Source organism: Belnapia sp. (assembly GCF_059504005.1).
Genome location: NZ_JCACHU010000089.1, coordinates 1 through 16178, shown reverse-complemented (window position 1 = coordinate 16178; position 16178 = coordinate 1). Strand labels below are relative to the sequence as shown.

The following is a 16178-nucleotide window of genomic DNA, read 5'->3' as shown; positions in this document are numbered from 1 at the left end:
TGTCCGGCCCGGTCAGGGTTGCCAACCGCAGCCAGCAACAAAGGGTTATCGGGGCGTCACATGGGTTCCTTCAGCATCTGGCACTGGCTCATCGTGCTGCTGGTCGTGCTTCTGCTCTTCGGCAGCGGCAAGATCAGCACCCTCATGGGCGACCTCGCCACCGGCATCAAATCCTTCAAGAAGAACATGAAGGAGGAGGATGACGCCTCGCTCGCCGAGGGCGCGCCGCCGGCGCCGGGCACCCAGCCGACCGGGACGATCCAGGGCCCGGCCGCGACGACCACGCCGCACGCCTCGACCACCAGCACGACGAGCCGCCCGGCCGCCTGATGCCGGATCCGGCTGGTGCCACGGCGGCGATGATCGCCGCCGGGCAGCGGCCGGACCGTAGCGGCTAGGTCCCGGCGACGGCCAGGACATCTCGGCCCGGCTGCGGGACGGTCCACATCACCCGCTCCGGCGGGCGGATGGGCTTCCTGTGGAGGCCGAAGGGCCGATCCGTCTGGGCCTCGACGGCCTTCCGTCGAGGCGAGGCTGCCTTACGCGTCCCCGCGCCGGGGCGGGAGCCCGGCTCCGTGCCGTGGGAATGGATGGCGGCGGACCCCAAGGCGATGCCGTTCAGGGCCCGGGCGAGCTACCCGGACAGCAGGCCCTCCGCCTCGCGCACCACATCGGCGAGCGCGCCCGCGGCAAAGGGCGAGATCAGCCCTGCCGAGCGCACCAGGTCTTGGAAGGGCGCGCTGCCGCCGCGGGCGCAGAGCGCGACGTAATCCGCAAGCGCCGCCGGCGCGTCGTGACGCGCCTTGACCCAGAACTGCATCGCGCAGCACTGCGCCAGCGTGTAGTCGATGTAGTAGAGCGGCGAGTTGTAGATGTGCTGCTTCGCCTGCCAGCGGCCGCCCTTCGCCGGATAGGCGAGGTCGCCGTAGTCGGTCCAGGGCATGTAGCGGCGCTCGAGGCGCTGCCAGATGGCATGGCGCTCGGCGGGCGTCGCCTCGGGGTTCTCGTAGACCTCATGCTGGAAGTGGTCGACGCAGACGCCATAGGGCAGGAAGGCGAGCGAGGTCTCGAGATGCATGCGGCGGAAGCGCTCCGCCGCCCCCTCCCCCACCAGCAACGCCATATGCGGGTAGGTGAGGAATTCGAGGCTCATGGAGTGGATCTCGGCCGCCTCCATGGTGGGCCAGAGCTGGTCGATTCCTGGCAGGTCGCGGCTTTCCCAGTTCTGGAAGGCATGCCCCATCTCATGGGTGAAGACACCGATGTCGTGATGCGTGCCGTTGAAATTGGCGAAGATGAAGGGCAAGCCGACGGAGGGGAACGACGTGCAGAAGCCGCCCCCCGCCTTGCCGGGGCGGTTGCGCATGTCGAGGAAGCCACCCTCCTTCATCAGCCGATAGAAGCTGGCAAGGCGCGGTTCCATCCGGTCGAACATGGCCTGCGCCGCGGCGACCAGCGTATCGTGGTCGCCGATCGGCTTCGGGTTGCCCTCCGGGTCGACCAGCGCCTCGTCCCAGGCGCGCAGGCGGTCCCAGCCGAAGCGCTGGCGGCGCGCCTCCAGCAGGCGGGCGATGAGGGGGACGACGTGCTCGGCCACCTGGTCGCGATAGCGGGCGACGTCGGCGGCGTCGTAGTCGGTGCGGCGGAGGCGGCGATAGCCGAGGGGCAGGTAGTTCTCGTAGCCGAGCTTGCGGGCCATGCCGTGGCGCAGGCGGACGAGGGCGTCGTAGATCCCATCGAGTTCGTCGCCATGCTCGGCAAAGAAGGACCAGCGGAGGCTCTCCGCCTCATGGCGCGTGGCGCGGTCGGCATCCTCGGCATAGGGGGCGAGGCCGGAGAGGTTGGTCTCCCTGCCGCGGATGCTGAGCTTCGCCGAGGCCAGCAGCTCGGTGTAGCGGGCGGTGAGCTTGGCCTCCTCCTCGAGGTCGCCGGCGATGACGGGGTCGAAGGTGGTGACGTCGGTCTCCCAGAGGCGAAGCGTATGCGCGCCGAGCGCCGCCTCCAGCGCGGCACGGTCGGGCCAGGCGAGGAGGCGGCGCTTCAGCGCGACTTCATGGCCGGTGGCCTCGGGCGAGAGCGTGTCGGCATATTCGCGCGCCGCCTTCGCCTCGGCACTCGACGTGTCCTGGGAGAAGCGGAGATGGACGAGGCTCGACCAGCTCTCGTAGTCGCGGCGCTGGCGATCCCAGTCGGAGAGGGCTTCGTCCAGCCGGCCGGCGTCGAGCTGCGCGTCGAGCGCGGCGTGCTCGGCGGCGAGGCTGTCCGGCGTCGGGGTCGGAAAGGCGAGGTCGGCGAAGCGGGGCGCGCTCATGCGGCGAGGCTCTCCGGCAGGCCGATGCGCTCGAGCGGGCCGAGCTCGCGCTCCAGCAGCGGGCGGACCTCGGTGGCGAAGCGCTCGATGCTGCGGAGCGCCTGCGCGGTGGTCGAGGCGCCGGCCTGGAAATGCAGCAGGTAGTGGCAGGGCTGCGCGGCGCGGATCTCGGCCACCATGCGCTCGGCGATGGTGTGGGCGTCGCCGACCAGCATGTGGCGGGCCATGTCCTCGAGGCTCATCTCGCCCGGCCAGGGCTTCTCGAGCAGCATGCCGCCCTGCATGTGCTGCTCGCGGTGGCGGAGGCTCTGCGAGAGGCGGATCTGGTAGCGGATGTTCTCGAGGAAGCCCTCGGCCTCCCCCCGGTCGTCCGTGACGCACATGTGGCGCAGCGCGCCGAAGCGCATCCGCGCCGGGTCCTGCCCGGCCTCGCGGTAGGTGGCCTCGAAGCGGGCGCGGGCCTTCGCCAGCATCTCGGCGGTGTAGTGGCGCGGCGTGACCATGACGACGTAGCCGCGCTGCGCCGCCATGCGATGGAGCTCGGCATTGTCGCCGGCAACCCAGACCTCGGGCAGGCCGCGGACCGGGCGGGCGGCGATATGGGTCTCGGGCAGGCGGTAGAAGCGGCCCTCATGGGTGAAGGTCTCGTGGGCCGTCGCCTGCTCCAGCATCCCCATGAACTCGACGAGGCGGGGCGTGCTCTCGGCGAGGTCGGCCTCGAAGCGCTCGAACTCGAAGGGCTGGTAGCCGCTGCCGATGCCGAGCACCAGGCGGCCATGGGTCAGCTGGTCGACCATGCCGATCTCGGCCAGCAGCCGCGCCGGCTGGTAGAGCGGGACGATGATGACGCCGCTGCCGAGCCTGATGCGGCTGGTCTCGCCGGCGCAGCGGGCGACCATCATCAGCGGCGAGGGGCAGACGCAGTAATTCGAGAAATGATGCTCGGCGAACCAGGAAATGGCGAAGCCGGCCTGCTCGGCGGCCTTCACCTGGGCGACGGCGCCGTCGTAGAGGCCGGCGAGGTCCGTGCCCGGCTCGCGGTAGCCCATCAGGTTGAACTGGCCGAAATCCATGGGGCGCCTCCCGTTTTGCCGGAGTGTCGGCGCTTCGGGCGTCGGCCTCAAGCCTCGACGCGCCATCGGCGGAGGCCGGAACGGCCGGAGGCGGTGCCCGTGGCCGGGCGACGGGCCAGGCCCTGCCCGGCGGCCCGGCTCAGCGCCTGGCGTCGAAGCGGATGATGGCGCAGCGGGCGGCGACCGGGGCCGGCAGGGCGATGGTGTCGAGGCGCCGATAGCCGGGGCCGGCCTCCTCGAGCAGCACGGCGAAGCCGGTATCCTCCGGGCGGGGCGCGCGGATCTCGACGCTGTGCCGCCAGGCGGCGCGTTCCGAGATGGCGTTCAGCACCATGCTCGGGCCGCCATGCAGGCGGCAGCGGGCAGGCCAGCCCCCGTCGAACCAGCGTGGCTGATAGGGCGTGTCGAGGACGAGCGGGGCCTGGCCCGGGAAGTCGAGCGTGAAGCCGTCGCCCTCGATCAGGGTGATGGTGCGGTCCTGGCCGGCGAAGTCGGAGAACTCCGCATCCCGGTCGGCCCAGGCGAAGGTGATGAGCCAGCCGGGGCCGCCGACCACATCCGCCTTGCGGCCGGCGCCGTTGCGCCAGGGGGTGATGGCAAGGTCGGCCTGACGGAGGTGCATGCGGATCCGGCGCGGTTGGGTCGGGTATCATCACCCTATCGGAGAGAGGGGCCGGGGCAAGCCTCAACCGCCGGGGTGGATCACCATAACCGGCCCTACCGGTCCGGAGCGGGCCCGGACCTCGCCGCCGCAGGGCGCCGGGCGGACGCCGTAACCGGCGAGCTTGCATTTTTCGCAGCGGTTGTCCGCCAGTGAACAGACCAGGCGAGTGGGAAGGTCCTCTATCAATTCCGCTGCTTGTGCCTTCGCAATGTTCTCGACGTCCAACGGGCTGAAGTGATCCCGAGAAAGGGAAGCGTCATGCGTCACCAGAGCGCGCCCAGGCCGCGCCAGGAACTGACCGGGCAACGCGTGCTCCTCGTCGAGGACGAGGCGCTCGTCGCCATGCTGGTGGAGGATAGCCTGCAGGATGCCGGCGCCACCGTCCTCGGCCCCGCCTCCACCGTCGACGAGGCACTGGCCCTGATCGAGACTGGCGGGGTGGACGCCGCGGTACTCGACCTCAACCTGCGCGGTGAGCCGGTGACGCGCGTCGCAGACCGGCTGGAAGCGATGAAGGTGCCCTTCGTCATCACCACCGGCTACGGCGCAGAATGCGCAGCCGCCCAATACGTGGATGCGCCGATGCTGCAGAAGCCCTTCGATCTCGCCCGCCTCACCTCGGCGCTCGTCGCCATCATCTGAGGCCGGCCAGCGGACTGAGACGCAGCCTGAAGCAGGCTCCGATCAGGTGGAAACACCCGATCGGAGGTATTCGCTCGCCAAGACGACAAGCCGGAGCGGCTTCCGTGCACCGGTGCGAACGGAAGCCGATCGAGCCGACGGTGCCCGGTGCGCCGGCCGAAGCCGCCTGCGAGCTGCCCCTGGCGCTCCAGCCTGTCGGCGAAGGTCGGCGGCAGCCGCGGGCCGACGGGGCCAGCGATGGGGCGCCGGGCGCTCGTTACCGCTTTTCGTATTGCCGGCGAGGGGCCACCGGGCGGGGCGGGCGCGGCCGCGGGGTGTCGGCGAGCGGCGGGTCCGAGGGCTGAATGCGGATATGCGCGTCCTTGGCATCGCCCGGACGGCGGAGGGCCGAGGCGAAGCGGTCGGCGGCCCAGGGGGCGACCTCGAAGCGCGTCTCCCGCTCCTGCACCTGGATGCGGCCGATCTCCTGGCGCGTGACGTTGCCGCGGCGGCAGAGGAAGGGCAGCACCCAGCGCGGATCGGCATTGCCGTTGCGGCCCAGATTCATGCGGAACCAGGCGCCGGGGGCATTGCCGGCCGCCGCCGCGTGGGGCTGGCGGGGCGGCGGGCGGTCGCTGATCTCGGCGAGGTCCTCGGGCGCCGGGAGCGGGGCGCGGAGGGTGCGCATCAGGGCTGCCGCCAGGGCCTCGGGCGGCTGGGCGGCAAGGAGCTGGCGAGCGAGCGCCAGGTCGCCATCGGTCGGCTCCTCGGCGGCGAGCTCGGTCGCCTGGGCGAGGATGCGGGCGTCGTCCTTCTCGCGGATGGCCTCGGCGGAGGGGGCCGGGCTCCAGGCGGCCTGGACGCGGGCGGCCTGGAGCAGGCGCTCCGCGGCACGGCGGCGGTTATGGGGGACGAGAAGCGCGCTGATGCCCTTGCGGCCGGCGCGGCCGGTCCGCCCGCTGCGGTGCAGCAGCGTCTCCGGGTCGTTCGGCAGCTCGGCATGGATGACGAGGCCGAGATCGGGCAGGTCGATCCCCCGCGCCGCCACGTCGGTCGCCACGCAGACGCGGGCGCGGCCGTCGCGGAGGCTCTGCATGGCGCGGTTGCGCTCGGCCTGGGACAGCTCGCCGGACAGCGCCACGGCGGCGAATCCGCGCTCGGCGAGGTTGCCGTGCAGGCGCGTCACCGTGGCGCGGGTGCGGCAGAAGACCATGGCCGAGCGCGCCTCGAAGAAGCGGAGGCTGTTGACCACGGCCCGCTCGATCTCGTGCGGGGCGATCAGCAGCGCGCGGTACTCGATGTCGCCATGCTGGGCGCCGGCATCGCCGGCGGCGATGCGCAGCGCGTCCTTCTGGTAGGTGCGGGCGATGGCGGCGATGCCGGCGGGGACGGTCGCCGAGAAGAGGAAGGTGCGGCGGTCCTCGGGCGTGGTCTCGAGGATCGCCTCCAGCTCCTCGCGGAAGCCGAGGTCGAGCATCTCGTCGGCCTCGTCCAGCACGACGGCGCGGAGGGATTGCGGGCGGAGGTTGCCGCGCTCCAGGTGGTCGCGGATGCGGCCGGGGGTGCCGACGACGAGATGGGCGCCGCGCTCCAGCGCACGGCGCTCGGCGATCGGGTCGGTGCCGCCGACGCAGGTGACGACGCGGCCGCCGGCCTTGGCATAGAGCCAGGCGAGCTCGCCCTGGACCTGGAGGGCCAGCTCGCGGGTCGGGGCGACGACAAGGGCCAGCGGCTGGCCGGGCGCCGGCAAGCGGTCCGTCCCGCCCATGAGCAGGCTCGCCATGGCGAGGCCGTAGGCGACGGTCTTGCCGGAGCCGGTCTGGGCAGAGACGAGCAGGTCGCGGCCCTCGGTCTCCGGCTCGAGGACGGCGGCCTGGACGGGGGTCGGCTCGGCATAGCCGCGCTCGGCGAGCGCGGCCTGCAACGGAGCGGGGAGCGGGGGAAAGGGCATCAAGGTATCCGGACAACTTACGGCGGGGCCCGGGGGGGAGCTTTCCCCCCGGCGGGGGCACGGGGGCAGCGCCCCCGTACTTACATGACGAGCTTCGACCGCCTTTGCTGCCGCAGCACATCCTCGATCCAGCGATCGAGGCGGATCGTCTCCGCCTCGGCCTCGGCGCGGTCGGGATAGGCGAGTTCGAAGCGCAGCGAGAGCCAGCGCCAGGCGACCAGGCGCTTGTGGACCTTCTCCGCGCGCTCGAGCTCCTCGCGCGCGGCACGGTCCGGCGCCGGCAGGCGCCCGGCCATGGGCGGCGGCACGGGACGGCCAGCGCCGTGCTCCACCGCCCAGCGGGCGAGGCGGGCGACGCCGTTGTCGCGCTCGTCCACCGGGCAGAGGGCATAGGTCCAGCGGTCGAGCAGCGAGAGGCCGGGCACGCCGTCGATGGCTGAGGCAACGGCCATGGCCTGGGTCAGGTCGGCGAGGCGGTAGTTCGGGTCGTCGGTGCGGAGCACGGCGCGCTTGATGCGGGCCAGCACGCCGAAGAGGCTGTCGGAGCCGATCTCGGCGGCGACGGCGGCGATGATGTCGGCATCGGGCTGCACCTGGGGGCGAAGGTCCTCCGGCATCTCGGGCGCGGCGTTCAGCATCATCTTGACGAAGTCGGGGCTGCCGCCGCCGGCGAGGACGGCGACGACGCCCTCCTCATGCTGGCCGAAGCGCCCGGCGCGGCCGCCGATCTGCTTCACCTCCTGGGTGTTCAGCTCGCGGCGGGCCTCGCCGTCGAACTTGCGGAGCGTCGAGAAGACGACGCGGCGGATGGGCAGGTTGAGGCCCATGCCGATGGCGTCCGTCGCCACGATCACATCGGCATCGCCGTTGCGGAAGCGCGCGGCCTCGGCGCGGCGGACCTCGGGGCTGAGCGCGCCGTAGACGACGGCGACGCGCTTGCCGCGCTTGACGAGTTCCGCGCGCAGGTCGAGCACGTCGCGGCGGGAGAAGGCGACGAGCGCATCGCCGGTGCGGAGGTCGCCGAGGGCGACGGGCTTGGAGGCGGCGACCAGCGGATTCTTCCGCTGCAGCTTCACTTCGTCCATCTCGTCGTCGCAGAGGCGGGCGATGCGGCGGACGAGGGTCGCGCATTCCGGGGCGCCGAGGACGAAGACCTCGCGCGCCGGGGCGCCCATGATGGCGGCGGTCCAGGCGGCGCCGCGGTCGCGGTCGCCGAGCATCTGCGCCTCGTCGATCAGGGCGACGTCGACCGGGTTGTGGAAGGGGCACATCTCGACGGTGGCCGCCAGGTGGCGGCTGCCAGGGATGGGCAGGCGCTCCTCGCCGGTCGAGAGGGAGGCGAGGACGCCGCGGGTCGCCAGGGCCTCGCGGAATTCATGGGCGAGCAGGCGGAGCGGGGCGAGGGCCATGCCGCTCTCCGACTTCGCCAGCCGGTCGAGGGCGGTGTGGCTCTTGCCGGAATTGGTCGGGCCGGTGACGAGGGTGATGCGGCGGTTCAGCGCGCGGGCGGTGGCGAAGTGGCCGGCATAGCGGTCAAGCGCGGCGACGCGGGCCACGGCCGCATTGCCGGCGCGGCTCGGCTTCGCCACGGCTGGGCGGGCAAGACGGGTGCCGGGGGCCTCGGCCTCGCGCCAGGCCGGGACCTGGGGGCGGAGGCCAGTGACCTCCTTGGGGTCGAACTCCCACTTCTCCTGGCCCTTGTTGCGGGTCGGGATGCGGCGGGCGACGGGGATCAGGCCGGCCCCGATCCAGCGCAGGACCTCCTTCTCGGTGGCGCCGAGGAGGTTGGGGAGGGCACGGAACTCGACGAGGCTGCGCTCCCAGTCGCGAAGGCGCTGAACCTCCTCGCGGCGCCTGGCGCGGGCGGCGGTCTCGGCCTCGCGGAGGTCGCGGCGGCGGCGGGATTCGACGGCAGCGACGGAGTCGAGGAAGGCCAGTTCCACACCGCCTTCGAGGCTGAAGGCCGCGGCGACCTCGCGGGCCAGCATGGCGTGGCGATCGGCCGAGAGGCTGCCGGAGCCGCCCTCCACCAGCTCAGCCGCGATGGCGTCGAGGGCGACCTCCGGCGTCGGGCCGAGGCCGCGCAGGCGGTTGCCCACCGCTTGATCGAGGGCGGCGAGGAGCGCGCCGTCCTCCGGCTCGAGCTCGGCGATGGTGCCGGCCGCGGTCTCCACCTCGGCGCGGCGGACCCAGACGCGGCCGGCGCGGTTGGCGAGGTCGTTCAGCCGGGCGATCCAGCCGCGGCGCCGGGTCTCGACCAGCGCGGCGCGGACGGCCTCGGCATCGGCCGGCAGGCGGCGCTCGACGCGGCGGATGAGGGCGGGCATCTCGCGCGGGCTGACGGCGAGGCCGGAGGCGAGGATCGCGGCCTCGGCGGGGGAATGGCGTGGCGCGGGATTCTCGGCGATTGCGAAGGGGGCGCCATCGGGTTCGGTCAAATCGGCAACTCCGCGGCCTTCCCCTCGGGGAAGCCACGCCTTGGAACGAAGCGGGGGATCGGACCTGCCGCCTACGGGCCCGGACGGGGCAACTCGGCAACGTGATGCAGGCCTGCCGGTTGCATATGGGGCATCCGCCGCCGCTTGACCAGGGGGATCGTCAGGGCGCCGTGGCCAGGCTGCGGGCGCGGATGGCGGCCAGGGCGCCCTGCAGCTCCGCGATGCGCAGCGGCTTCTCGACATGGGCGTCCATGCCGGCGGCGAGGCATTCCTCGACCTCGGCCTGGTTGGCGCTGGCGGTGACGGCAAGGATGGGGACGCGCCCGCGCGGGCCGGACGCGGCCCGGATATGGCGGGCGGCGGCGAGGCCGTCCATCACCGGCATGTGGACATCGAGCAGCACGGCGTCCCAGTCGCGGGCGAGCGCGGCGGTGACGGCGGCGGCGCCGTCGGCGACCAGCTCCACCTCATGGCCGGCGGCGTTCAGCAGGGCACGGGCGACCTCGCGGTTGACCAGGACGTCGTCGGCGAGCAGCAGGCGGAGCGGCTCGCCGAGGCGGGGCGGCGCCGGCACGGGCCCGGCCTCGCCGGGGGCGACGGGCGGCAGGGGAAGCTCGACGCGGAACAGGCTGCCCTGCCCCGGCGCGCTCTCGCAGGCGATCGTGCCCTGCATCAGCCCGACCAGCCTCGCGGTGATGGCGAGGCCAAGGCCGCTGCCCTCGGTCTGCCCGGCGCCGGCGAGGCGGAGGAATTCCTGGAAGAGCGAGGCACGCTCGGCCTCGGTCATGCCGGGGCCGGTGTCGCTCACCTCGAAGCGGGTGAGGCCCCCGACGCCGGGGCGGATGCGTAAGGCAACCTCGCCCGCGGCAGTGAACTTCACTGCATTGCCCAGCAGGTTGAGCAGGATCTGGCGCAGCCGGACCGGGTCGGCAGAGACCCAGCCGGCGGCGGGCGAGACCTCCACCCGGAGGCCGAGGCCCTTCGCCGCGGCAACCGGGCGCATCAGGGCGGCGCAGGATTCGGCCAGGGTGACGAGGCGGACCGGCGCCGGCTCAAGCGCCACTTTGCCGGCCTCGATGGCGGCGAGGTCCAGCAATTCCCGAATCATCGCCATGAGGTGCTCGCCGCTTTCGGTGACCTGCTCGGCGCAGCGGCGCTGGGCAGGGGTGAGGCCGGAATCGGCCTGCAGGATCTGGGCATGGCCGAGGATGCCGTTGAGCGGAGTGCGCAGCTCATGGCTCAGCATGCGGAGGAAGCGGGTCTTGGCGGCGCTGGCGGCCTCGGCGCTGTCACGGGCGGTGCCGAGCCGCTCGGCGAGGGCGGCAAGCCCGGCGTTCCTCGCCTCCAGCGCGGCCTGGCGGGCGGCCATGCCGTCCAACTCGACGGCAAGCGCGCCCAAGCCGCTGGCCGGGCGGCCGGTCCCGGCAGCGAGGCGGCGAGGGCCGGCGGAGCAGCGCGCCACGGGCCGCATCAACGCCCGATGACCCAGGGGCAGCGCCAGCGTCAGGCCGAGGAGGCAGGCACCGAGGAGCCGGAGAGGCGTCTGCCGCCCCGCCTCGGCGGCCTCGACCGCGCGGCCGGTAGGGAGGGTGGCGAGGAGCAGCCGGCCTTCGGCGACCGGCTCCGGCCTCAGCACGAGCGTGGCCGGCGGGCCTGCCTCGAGCAGGGTCGGGTCGGAGGTGGCCAGGCCGCCGGCGGCGCAGACTGGCCGGGCTTCGGCGTCATCGAGGCCGGCGGAGGCCGGCCAGGACATGGTCCCGTCGAGGCCACGCCGCTCCTCGGCTCGGGCGAGGGCGTTGCCCACGGCCAGGGCCGGCACCCAAGCAAGGCTGGCCGGCAAGGCCTCCGCCAGGCCGATGAGGTCGGCGCGGCTGGGCGCGGTCGGCATCGCGGGGTTCTGGAGGGCAAGGCTCGGCCCAGCGAGAGCTGGTTCGGCAAGGCGATGCTGCTCGGACAGGGCCAGCCCCGTAGGCGGCAGCGCGGCGAGCAGAATCGAAGAGGTCACACGCAACCGCAGACCGCCGAGTCGTTGCGTAAAAGAATATCGAAGCTGCAAATGAAGCACCCGCCAGAAGGGGCGACAACCTAGCTGAACCGCTCAGCTATTCAACCTAAAGTTATGATACGGCGCGTTGTACAGCTGGTGATACATAAAGCCTTAAGCTTTCCAGCCGGTCCGCTACGCTTCGCGTAGGCTGCGGGCGCGACGAGGAATCACGCCATGGTTGCAAGGTCCGGGAGCGGACTCCGATCAGATGGAAGCACCTGAGCGGCGTAATTTGCTCGACCGAAAAACAGCTTGAAGCGGCTTCCGTGAGTCGAGGCTAACGGAAACCGCTCCGATGCGCCGTCAGTGCGACCGGCGTCACCCCCGCTGGCCCTGGCGTCAGCCGATATAGTCAGTGACGGGAGCAGGCGGCTCAGGCGGTTGGGCTGCCTCGGTGAAGGAGAAGGCCTTGGTGCCGCTGCTGTAGAAGGAGTTGGCGGCGCCGGCCACGGTCGTGCCGTTGTAGGTCGCGGCCTCGACATAGAGGTTGCGGTCGGTGGCGGCGCTGCCGCCCCAGCCGTCGTTGAGGAAGGCCACCTCGACCTTGTGCGCGCCAGCTGTCCAGTCGCCCTTCAGCGTCAGCGTGTCCGCCAGACCCTGCTTGTGCAGGGCATTGGCGGTGACGGAGAAGGTGCCACCGATCTGCACCCCGTCCACCCAGACCTTGTATTGCGCCGCCGCCTGCCAGGCATCCTGGCTGACCTTCAGCACCAGCGCGTCCGGCCCGCTGCCGGCAGCGAAGCTGCCGAGCACCGGGGTCGAGGGCGGCGCAGCAGAGGGCGGGGCCACGGAGCTGCCGGTTAGGTCGGCGACCGTCGGGGTCAGGGCGGTGGCGAGGCGCGACCCGGTCAGCAACGCATCGGCCGTCCCCATATGCGAGCTGCGCGGGTAGCCGTCGCCGTCCATCACCAGGTCGTCGAGGCTGGGGCCGATCTTCGCGTTGAAGGCCGGGTCGGCGGCCAGCTGCGTCATGCCGGCCTTGATGGCGGCCGGCGAGCTGCCCTGGCTATAAGGATAAGGGATGTAGGTGAAGACATAGGGCGTGGTGCCGGCGGACTGGTTCAGCGCGCCGCGCATGATGGTGGCGTCGGCCTTCACCTCCTGCACCCAGTTCTCGGTCGTCACGCCCAGCGTGTTGCCGTCATACTCGTTGTGCATCCAGACCGTGATGGTCGGGTCGTCCTTCACCGTCTCCGGCTGCTTGCCGAGATAGGTGCCCATGCCCGCGGTGTAGCCGCTGGTGTCCCAGTTCAGGAAAGCGGTGCCGGACTGGATCGTCTGCTCCTTGCCGGTCCCCCAGGAGGCGATAATGCGGACATCGACCTGGCTGCCGAAGGACCGTTCGAGGTCGGTCTCAAGGCGGGCCGCACCGCCATTCTGGACGAAAAGAAGGGCGTTGCTCTGACCACGCACCAGAACGTTCAGATCCATGGCTGCAACCCGTCCCTTAAATGAATGTGAGAATTCTGCAATGGAACTCTTGCGCTGCTTTGAAAAAGCGTCTCGGTCTTAGCAAAGGACTGAAAAATCGTATACAAAAATAAACATGCTGTCTCATAAACCAGGAGCGTGCTGCAAGAATGGCGCCGTCTGCTCTAGCTGGGGGGCGGAAGCCGTCTTCACGTGCTGGTCCGTCGAGCACCGGGGCGGCCGGTTCCAGCTGGCCCGAGCCTGCCCGGAGAAGGTCCAGGCACCGGTCCGGACCGCGGGCGTCAGGCGTGGAGGAAGCCCATCCGCTCGCCTTCGAGCACCAGGCAGGTCAGCTCGCGCCCATAGGCGGCGCCGGTGTCGATGCCGATGCGGTTGCGGCGTACCACGGGGCCCTGGGTCGGGGTATGGCCGTGCACCACGACGACGCCGAAATCGGACTCGGAGTCGAGAAAGCCGCCGCGGATGCGGATGAGGTCGTCGGCCGACTGCGCCTCGAGCGGGCGGCCGGGGCGGATGCCGGCATGGACGAAGAGGTAGCCGCCCAGCCGGTGCATCAGGGCGAGGCCCTCGACGAAGCGGCGATGCGCGGCCGGGATCAGCGCCGGCCAGGTCGCGGGGTCGCTGTCCGCATCGATATCCCAGCTCGCCAGCGCCTCGCGCCCGCCGTGCAGGCGCCAGTCGGTGACCGCGGCGCGCTCGCCGGCCAGCGCGTCGATCATGCTGCGCTCATGGTTGCCGAGGAGGTTCACGGTGGGGAGGCCGTCGACGGGCGGGCCAGCGGCGAGGCGCGCGATGACGCCGGCGCTGTCGGGGCCGCGGTCGATATAGTCGCCGAGATGGATCAGCAGCGGCGCCTCGGCCGGGCGGGCGGCAAGGTCGGCGGCGACCTGCGCATGCAGCGCGGCGAGCTTCGCGTCATGGCCGTGGATGTCCCCCACCGCATAGACGCGATGCCCCGGGGGCAGGCTGGCGGGGGCGGGCTGGAACTCCGGCATCGGCCTCATTCGGCCCGGCGCAGGCCCATGGCCAGGCTGCGCTCGTCCATCCGCGCCTCGTAGCGAAGGCCGGCGCGGGTCGCCCAGGCATTGACCAGATGGAAGAGCGGGATCAGCGCCACGTCCTGGCTCGCCATGCGGACGGCCTGGCGGAGCAGGGCCTCGCGCTCCTCCGCGTCGAGGGTCGCGGTAGCGTGGTCGGTGAGCGCATCGAGGGCCGGGTTGGAATAGCGCCCGGCATTGGAGGCGCCACGGCGCGCCACCGGGTCGTAGGTGCCGAGCACATTGGCCAGCAGGTAGCTCGCCTCCCCCGTCGTGCTGCCCCAGCCCGAGAGGCGCATGGCGAATTCCTGCCGGGCGGCGCGGGCCGAGAAGGCGGCCCAGGGCAGCGCCGCGACCTCGGTGCGGATGCCGATACGGCTCCACATCTGGGCGACGGCCTGGGCGGTGCGGGCGTCGTTCGGATAGCGGTCGTTGGGGCTGTGCAGGGTCAGCCGGAAGCCCTCCGGATAGCCGGCCTCGGCAAGCAGGCGGCGGGCGCCCTCCGGGTCGTAGGCGGGGACGGGGGTGCCGGGGTCGAAGGAGTAGACGCCCGGCGGCAGCCACTGCCCGGCCGGGCGGGCGGCGCCCTCCATCACCCGCTCGGCCAGCGCCTGGCGGTTGATGGCGATGGAGAGGGCGCGGCGGACGCGGACATCCCTGAAGGGGTTGCCCGGCAGGGGCTGGCCGGCCTGGTCGGTGACGAAGGGTACCGCCGTGTCATGCGAGAAATCGGCCTGGAGGTAGACCAGGCGAAGGCCCTGGGTCTCGAACAGGCCGACCCGGCTGTCGGCGCGCAGCCGGGCGAGGTCGGCGGAGGGGACCTGATCGATCATCTCGACATCGCCGGCGATCAGCGCGGCGGTGCGGGCGGCGTCGTTGCCGAGGAAGCGGAGGGTGACGCGGGACCAAGGCTCGCGCTGTCCCCAATAGGCCTCGTTGCGGGCAAGCTCGGTGCGGTCGTTGGCGGTGTGGGCGAGCAGGCGGTAGGGCCCGGTGCCGATGGCGGCGCGGCCGCTGTTGAAGTCCTCCGTCGCAGCACCCTGGGCGGCGTGGCGGGCGATGATGGCGATATAGGCGATCTCGGTCGGCAGCAGGGAATGCGGCTGCCTGGTGTGCAGGCGGATGGTCAGAGGGTCGACCACCTCCACCGCCTTCACCATGCGGAGGAAGCTGCCATAGCCGCCCGGGCTGTTCGGCACGTTGGGCGCACGGGCGAGGGTGAAGGCGACGTCCTCCGCCGTGAAGGGGCGGCCGTCATGCCAGGTGACGCCGGGGCGGAGGCGGAACTCCCAGAGGGTGGGCGAGACGGCGTGCCAGCTTTCGGCAAGGCCGGGCTGGAGCTGGACGCGGGCATCGCGCTCGATCAGCCGGGAGAAGATGTGGGCGGCGAGCTGGGCGTTCGGCACTGCATTGAAGAAATGCGGGTCGACCGAGGTGGCGGGGGCGGCGACGCCGATCGTCACCGCATCGGCCGGGCGCTGGGCAAGCGCCGGGCCGGCGAGCCCCATCAGGGCCAGGGCCCGGAGGATGGGCGGCACGCAGTCTCTCCTCGGTCCGATGATGGGCAAGCCTAGCCTTGTGTGCCAGGAATTCCAGTCACGACGCGCAACAAGGGAGCGGACGCATGCTGGAGATCGAGACGATCGGGGATCTGCAGGCCTATCTGGGCAAGAGCCTGGGCGCCGGGGAGTGGGTGACGGTCGACCAGCGGATGATCGACCAGTTCGCCGAGGCGACGGGCGACCACCAGTGGATTCATGTCGATGTGGAGCGGGCGCGGCGGGAGATGCCGGGGGGCAAGACCATCGCCCATGGCTACCTCACCCTCTCCCTGCTGCCGCGGCTGAACGCCAGCATCTTCCAGGTGAAGAAGCGGAGCCGAGGGGTGAATTACGGCTCGAACAAGGTGCGGTTCACGGCGCCGGTCCCGGCGGGGTCGCGGGTGCGGGGGCACCTAACGCTGAAGGCGGTCGAGCCGGTCGAGGGCGGGGCGCGGCTGACGATGGAGGCGACGGTGGAGGTGGAAGGGTCCAGCCGGCCGGCCCTGGTCGCGGAGACCCTGTCGCTGGTGTATGAGTAGGCAGGACGCCAAGGGAGGCCTGTCGATGCGCTTCGCCTGTCTCGCGGCCGGGCTGGCCGCCTTCCTCGCGCTGGCGCCGGGCGAGGCCGGGGCGCGTGGCCATCACGGCGGCGGCTACCGGGGCGGCCATGGCTATCCTGGCGGCTACGGCTATCGCGGGGGCTTCGGCCCCCGCCTCGGGCCGCCGGTCGGGTTCTACGGGCCGCGCCATTACGGGCCGAGATACTATGGCTACGGGTACGGGCCGCCGGTCGTCTATGCGCCGCCGGCCTATCTGGCCCTTCCCCCGCCCGTCCTCTATGCGCCGCCCGTGGTGGTGATCCCGGGGGCCAATCCCTATCCGCCGGCCGGGGCGGATGGCGGGTACAAGCGGTAGAGCAAGCTCCGGCCAGCGGGAGCACCTGACCGGAGGCAGCTGCTCGGCCAAGCGACAGGCCGGAGCCGGTTCCGTGCGCCATGTCGAACGGGACCCGCTCTAGCAGCCTGTCGGGTTTGGGTTTGCTGGCGACGGGTCCGTTGGATTGT

13 protein-coding genes are annotated in these 16178 nt (G+C 71.9%); 4 read left to right on the top strand and 9 right to left on the bottom strand.

Going from position 1 to position 16178, the window contains the following annotated elements; all coding sequences use genetic code 11:
- Positions 1-60: 60 nt before the first annotated feature.
- On the top strand, positions 61-330 hold the full coding sequence (locus AC5JJ1_RS12955) for a twin-arginine translocase TatA/TatE family subunit (RefSeq protein WP_495785519.1): 270 nt from the start codon (positions 61-63) through the stop codon (positions 328-330).
- A gap of 304 nt (positions 331-634) precedes the next feature.
- Here AC5JJ1_RS12955 and AC5JJ1_RS12950 read toward each other — a convergent pair whose 3' ends face one another.
- The 3 genes from AC5JJ1_RS12950 to AC5JJ1_RS12940 all read right to left on the bottom strand — a co-directional run bounded on the left by AC5JJ1_RS12950 (position 635) and on the right by AC5JJ1_RS12940 (position 4006).
- The gene (locus tag AC5JJ1_RS12950; protein ID WP_495785518.1) at positions 635-2311 is read right to left on the bottom strand and encodes a M3 family oligoendopeptidase; all 1677 of its coding nucleotides are present in this window, start codon (positions 2309-2311) and stop codon (positions 635-637) included.
- Positions 2308-3384 carry an LLM class flavin-dependent oxidoreductase gene (locus tag AC5JJ1_RS12945; RefSeq protein WP_495785517.1) on the bottom strand — a complete coding sequence of 359 codons (1077 nt, stop codon included), beginning with the start codon at positions 3382-3384 and terminating at the stop codon, positions 2308-2310. Before AC5JJ1_RS12945 ends, AC5JJ1_RS12950 begins: the two co-directional genes overlap by 4 nt.
- 139 nt (positions 3385-3523) lie before the next feature.
- Entirely contained in the window at positions 3524-4006 is a 483-nt protein-coding gene (locus AC5JJ1_RS12940) for a HutD/Ves family protein (RefSeq protein WP_495785516.1), read from the bottom strand.
- Positions 4007-4306: 300 nt separating this feature from the next.
- On the opposite strand from AC5JJ1_RS12940, the gene AC5JJ1_RS12935 reads away from it, so the two are divergent.
- A complete protein-coding gene (locus AC5JJ1_RS12935; protein ID WP_495785515.1) occupies positions 4307-4690 on the top strand; it encodes a response regulator in 384 nt (127 codons plus the stop codon).
- 256 nt (positions 4691-4946) lie between these two features.
- On the opposite strand, the gene AC5JJ1_RS12930 is transcribed toward AC5JJ1_RS12935, so the two are convergent.
- The 6 genes from AC5JJ1_RS12930 to AC5JJ1_RS12905 all read right to left on the bottom strand — a co-directional run bounded on the left by AC5JJ1_RS12930 (position 4947) and on the right by AC5JJ1_RS12905 (position 15111).
- A complete protein-coding gene (locus AC5JJ1_RS12930; protein ID WP_495785514.1) occupies positions 4947-6620 on the bottom strand; it encodes a DEAD/DEAH box helicase in 1674 nt (557 codons plus the stop codon).
- A gap of 80 nt (positions 6621-6700) precedes the next feature.
- Complete coding sequence (locus tag AC5JJ1_RS12925) at positions 6701-9028, bottom strand: helicase-related protein (RefSeq protein WP_495785620.1); 2328 nt, start codon at positions 9026-9028, stop codon at positions 6701-6703.
- A gap of 190 nt (positions 9029-9218) precedes the next feature.
- On the bottom strand, positions 9219-10946 hold the full coding sequence (locus AC5JJ1_RS12920; RefSeq protein WP_495785513.1) for an ATP-binding protein: 1728 nt from the start codon (positions 10944-10946) through the stop codon (positions 9219-9221).
- Positions 10947-11444: 498 nt separating this feature from the next.
- Positions 11445-12536 (bottom strand): carbohydrate-binding domain-containing protein, encoded by a 1092-nt coding sequence (locus tag AC5JJ1_RS12915; RefSeq protein WP_495785512.1) that lies wholly within the window; start codon positions 12534-12536, stop codon positions 11445-11447.
- Positions 12537-12817: 281 nt separating this feature from the next.
- On the bottom strand, positions 12818-13531 hold the full coding sequence (locus AC5JJ1_RS12910) for a metallophosphoesterase (protein ID WP_495785511.1): 714 nt from the start codon (positions 13529-13531) through the stop codon (positions 12818-12820).
- Positions 13532-13536: 5 nt separating this feature from the next.
- The gene (locus tag AC5JJ1_RS12905; RefSeq protein WP_495785510.1) at positions 13537-15111 is read right to left on the bottom strand and encodes an ABC transporter substrate-binding protein; all 1575 of its coding nucleotides are present in this window, start codon (positions 15109-15111) and stop codon (positions 13537-13539) included.
- Between the two features lie 86 nt (positions 15112-15197).
- On the opposite strand from AC5JJ1_RS12905, the gene AC5JJ1_RS12900 reads away from it, so the two are divergent.
- Both AC5JJ1_RS12900 and AC5JJ1_RS12895 read left to right on the top strand, forming a co-directional pair.
- Complete coding sequence (locus tag AC5JJ1_RS12900; protein ID WP_495785509.1) at positions 15198-15653, top strand: MaoC family dehydratase; 456 nt, start codon at positions 15198-15200, stop codon at positions 15651-15653.
- Between the two features lie 25 nt (positions 15654-15678).
- Complete coding sequence (locus AC5JJ1_RS12895; protein ID WP_495785508.1) at positions 15679-16029, top strand: hypothetical protein; 351 nt, start codon at positions 15679-15681, stop codon at positions 16027-16029.
- Positions 16030-16178 lie beyond the last annotated feature (149 nt).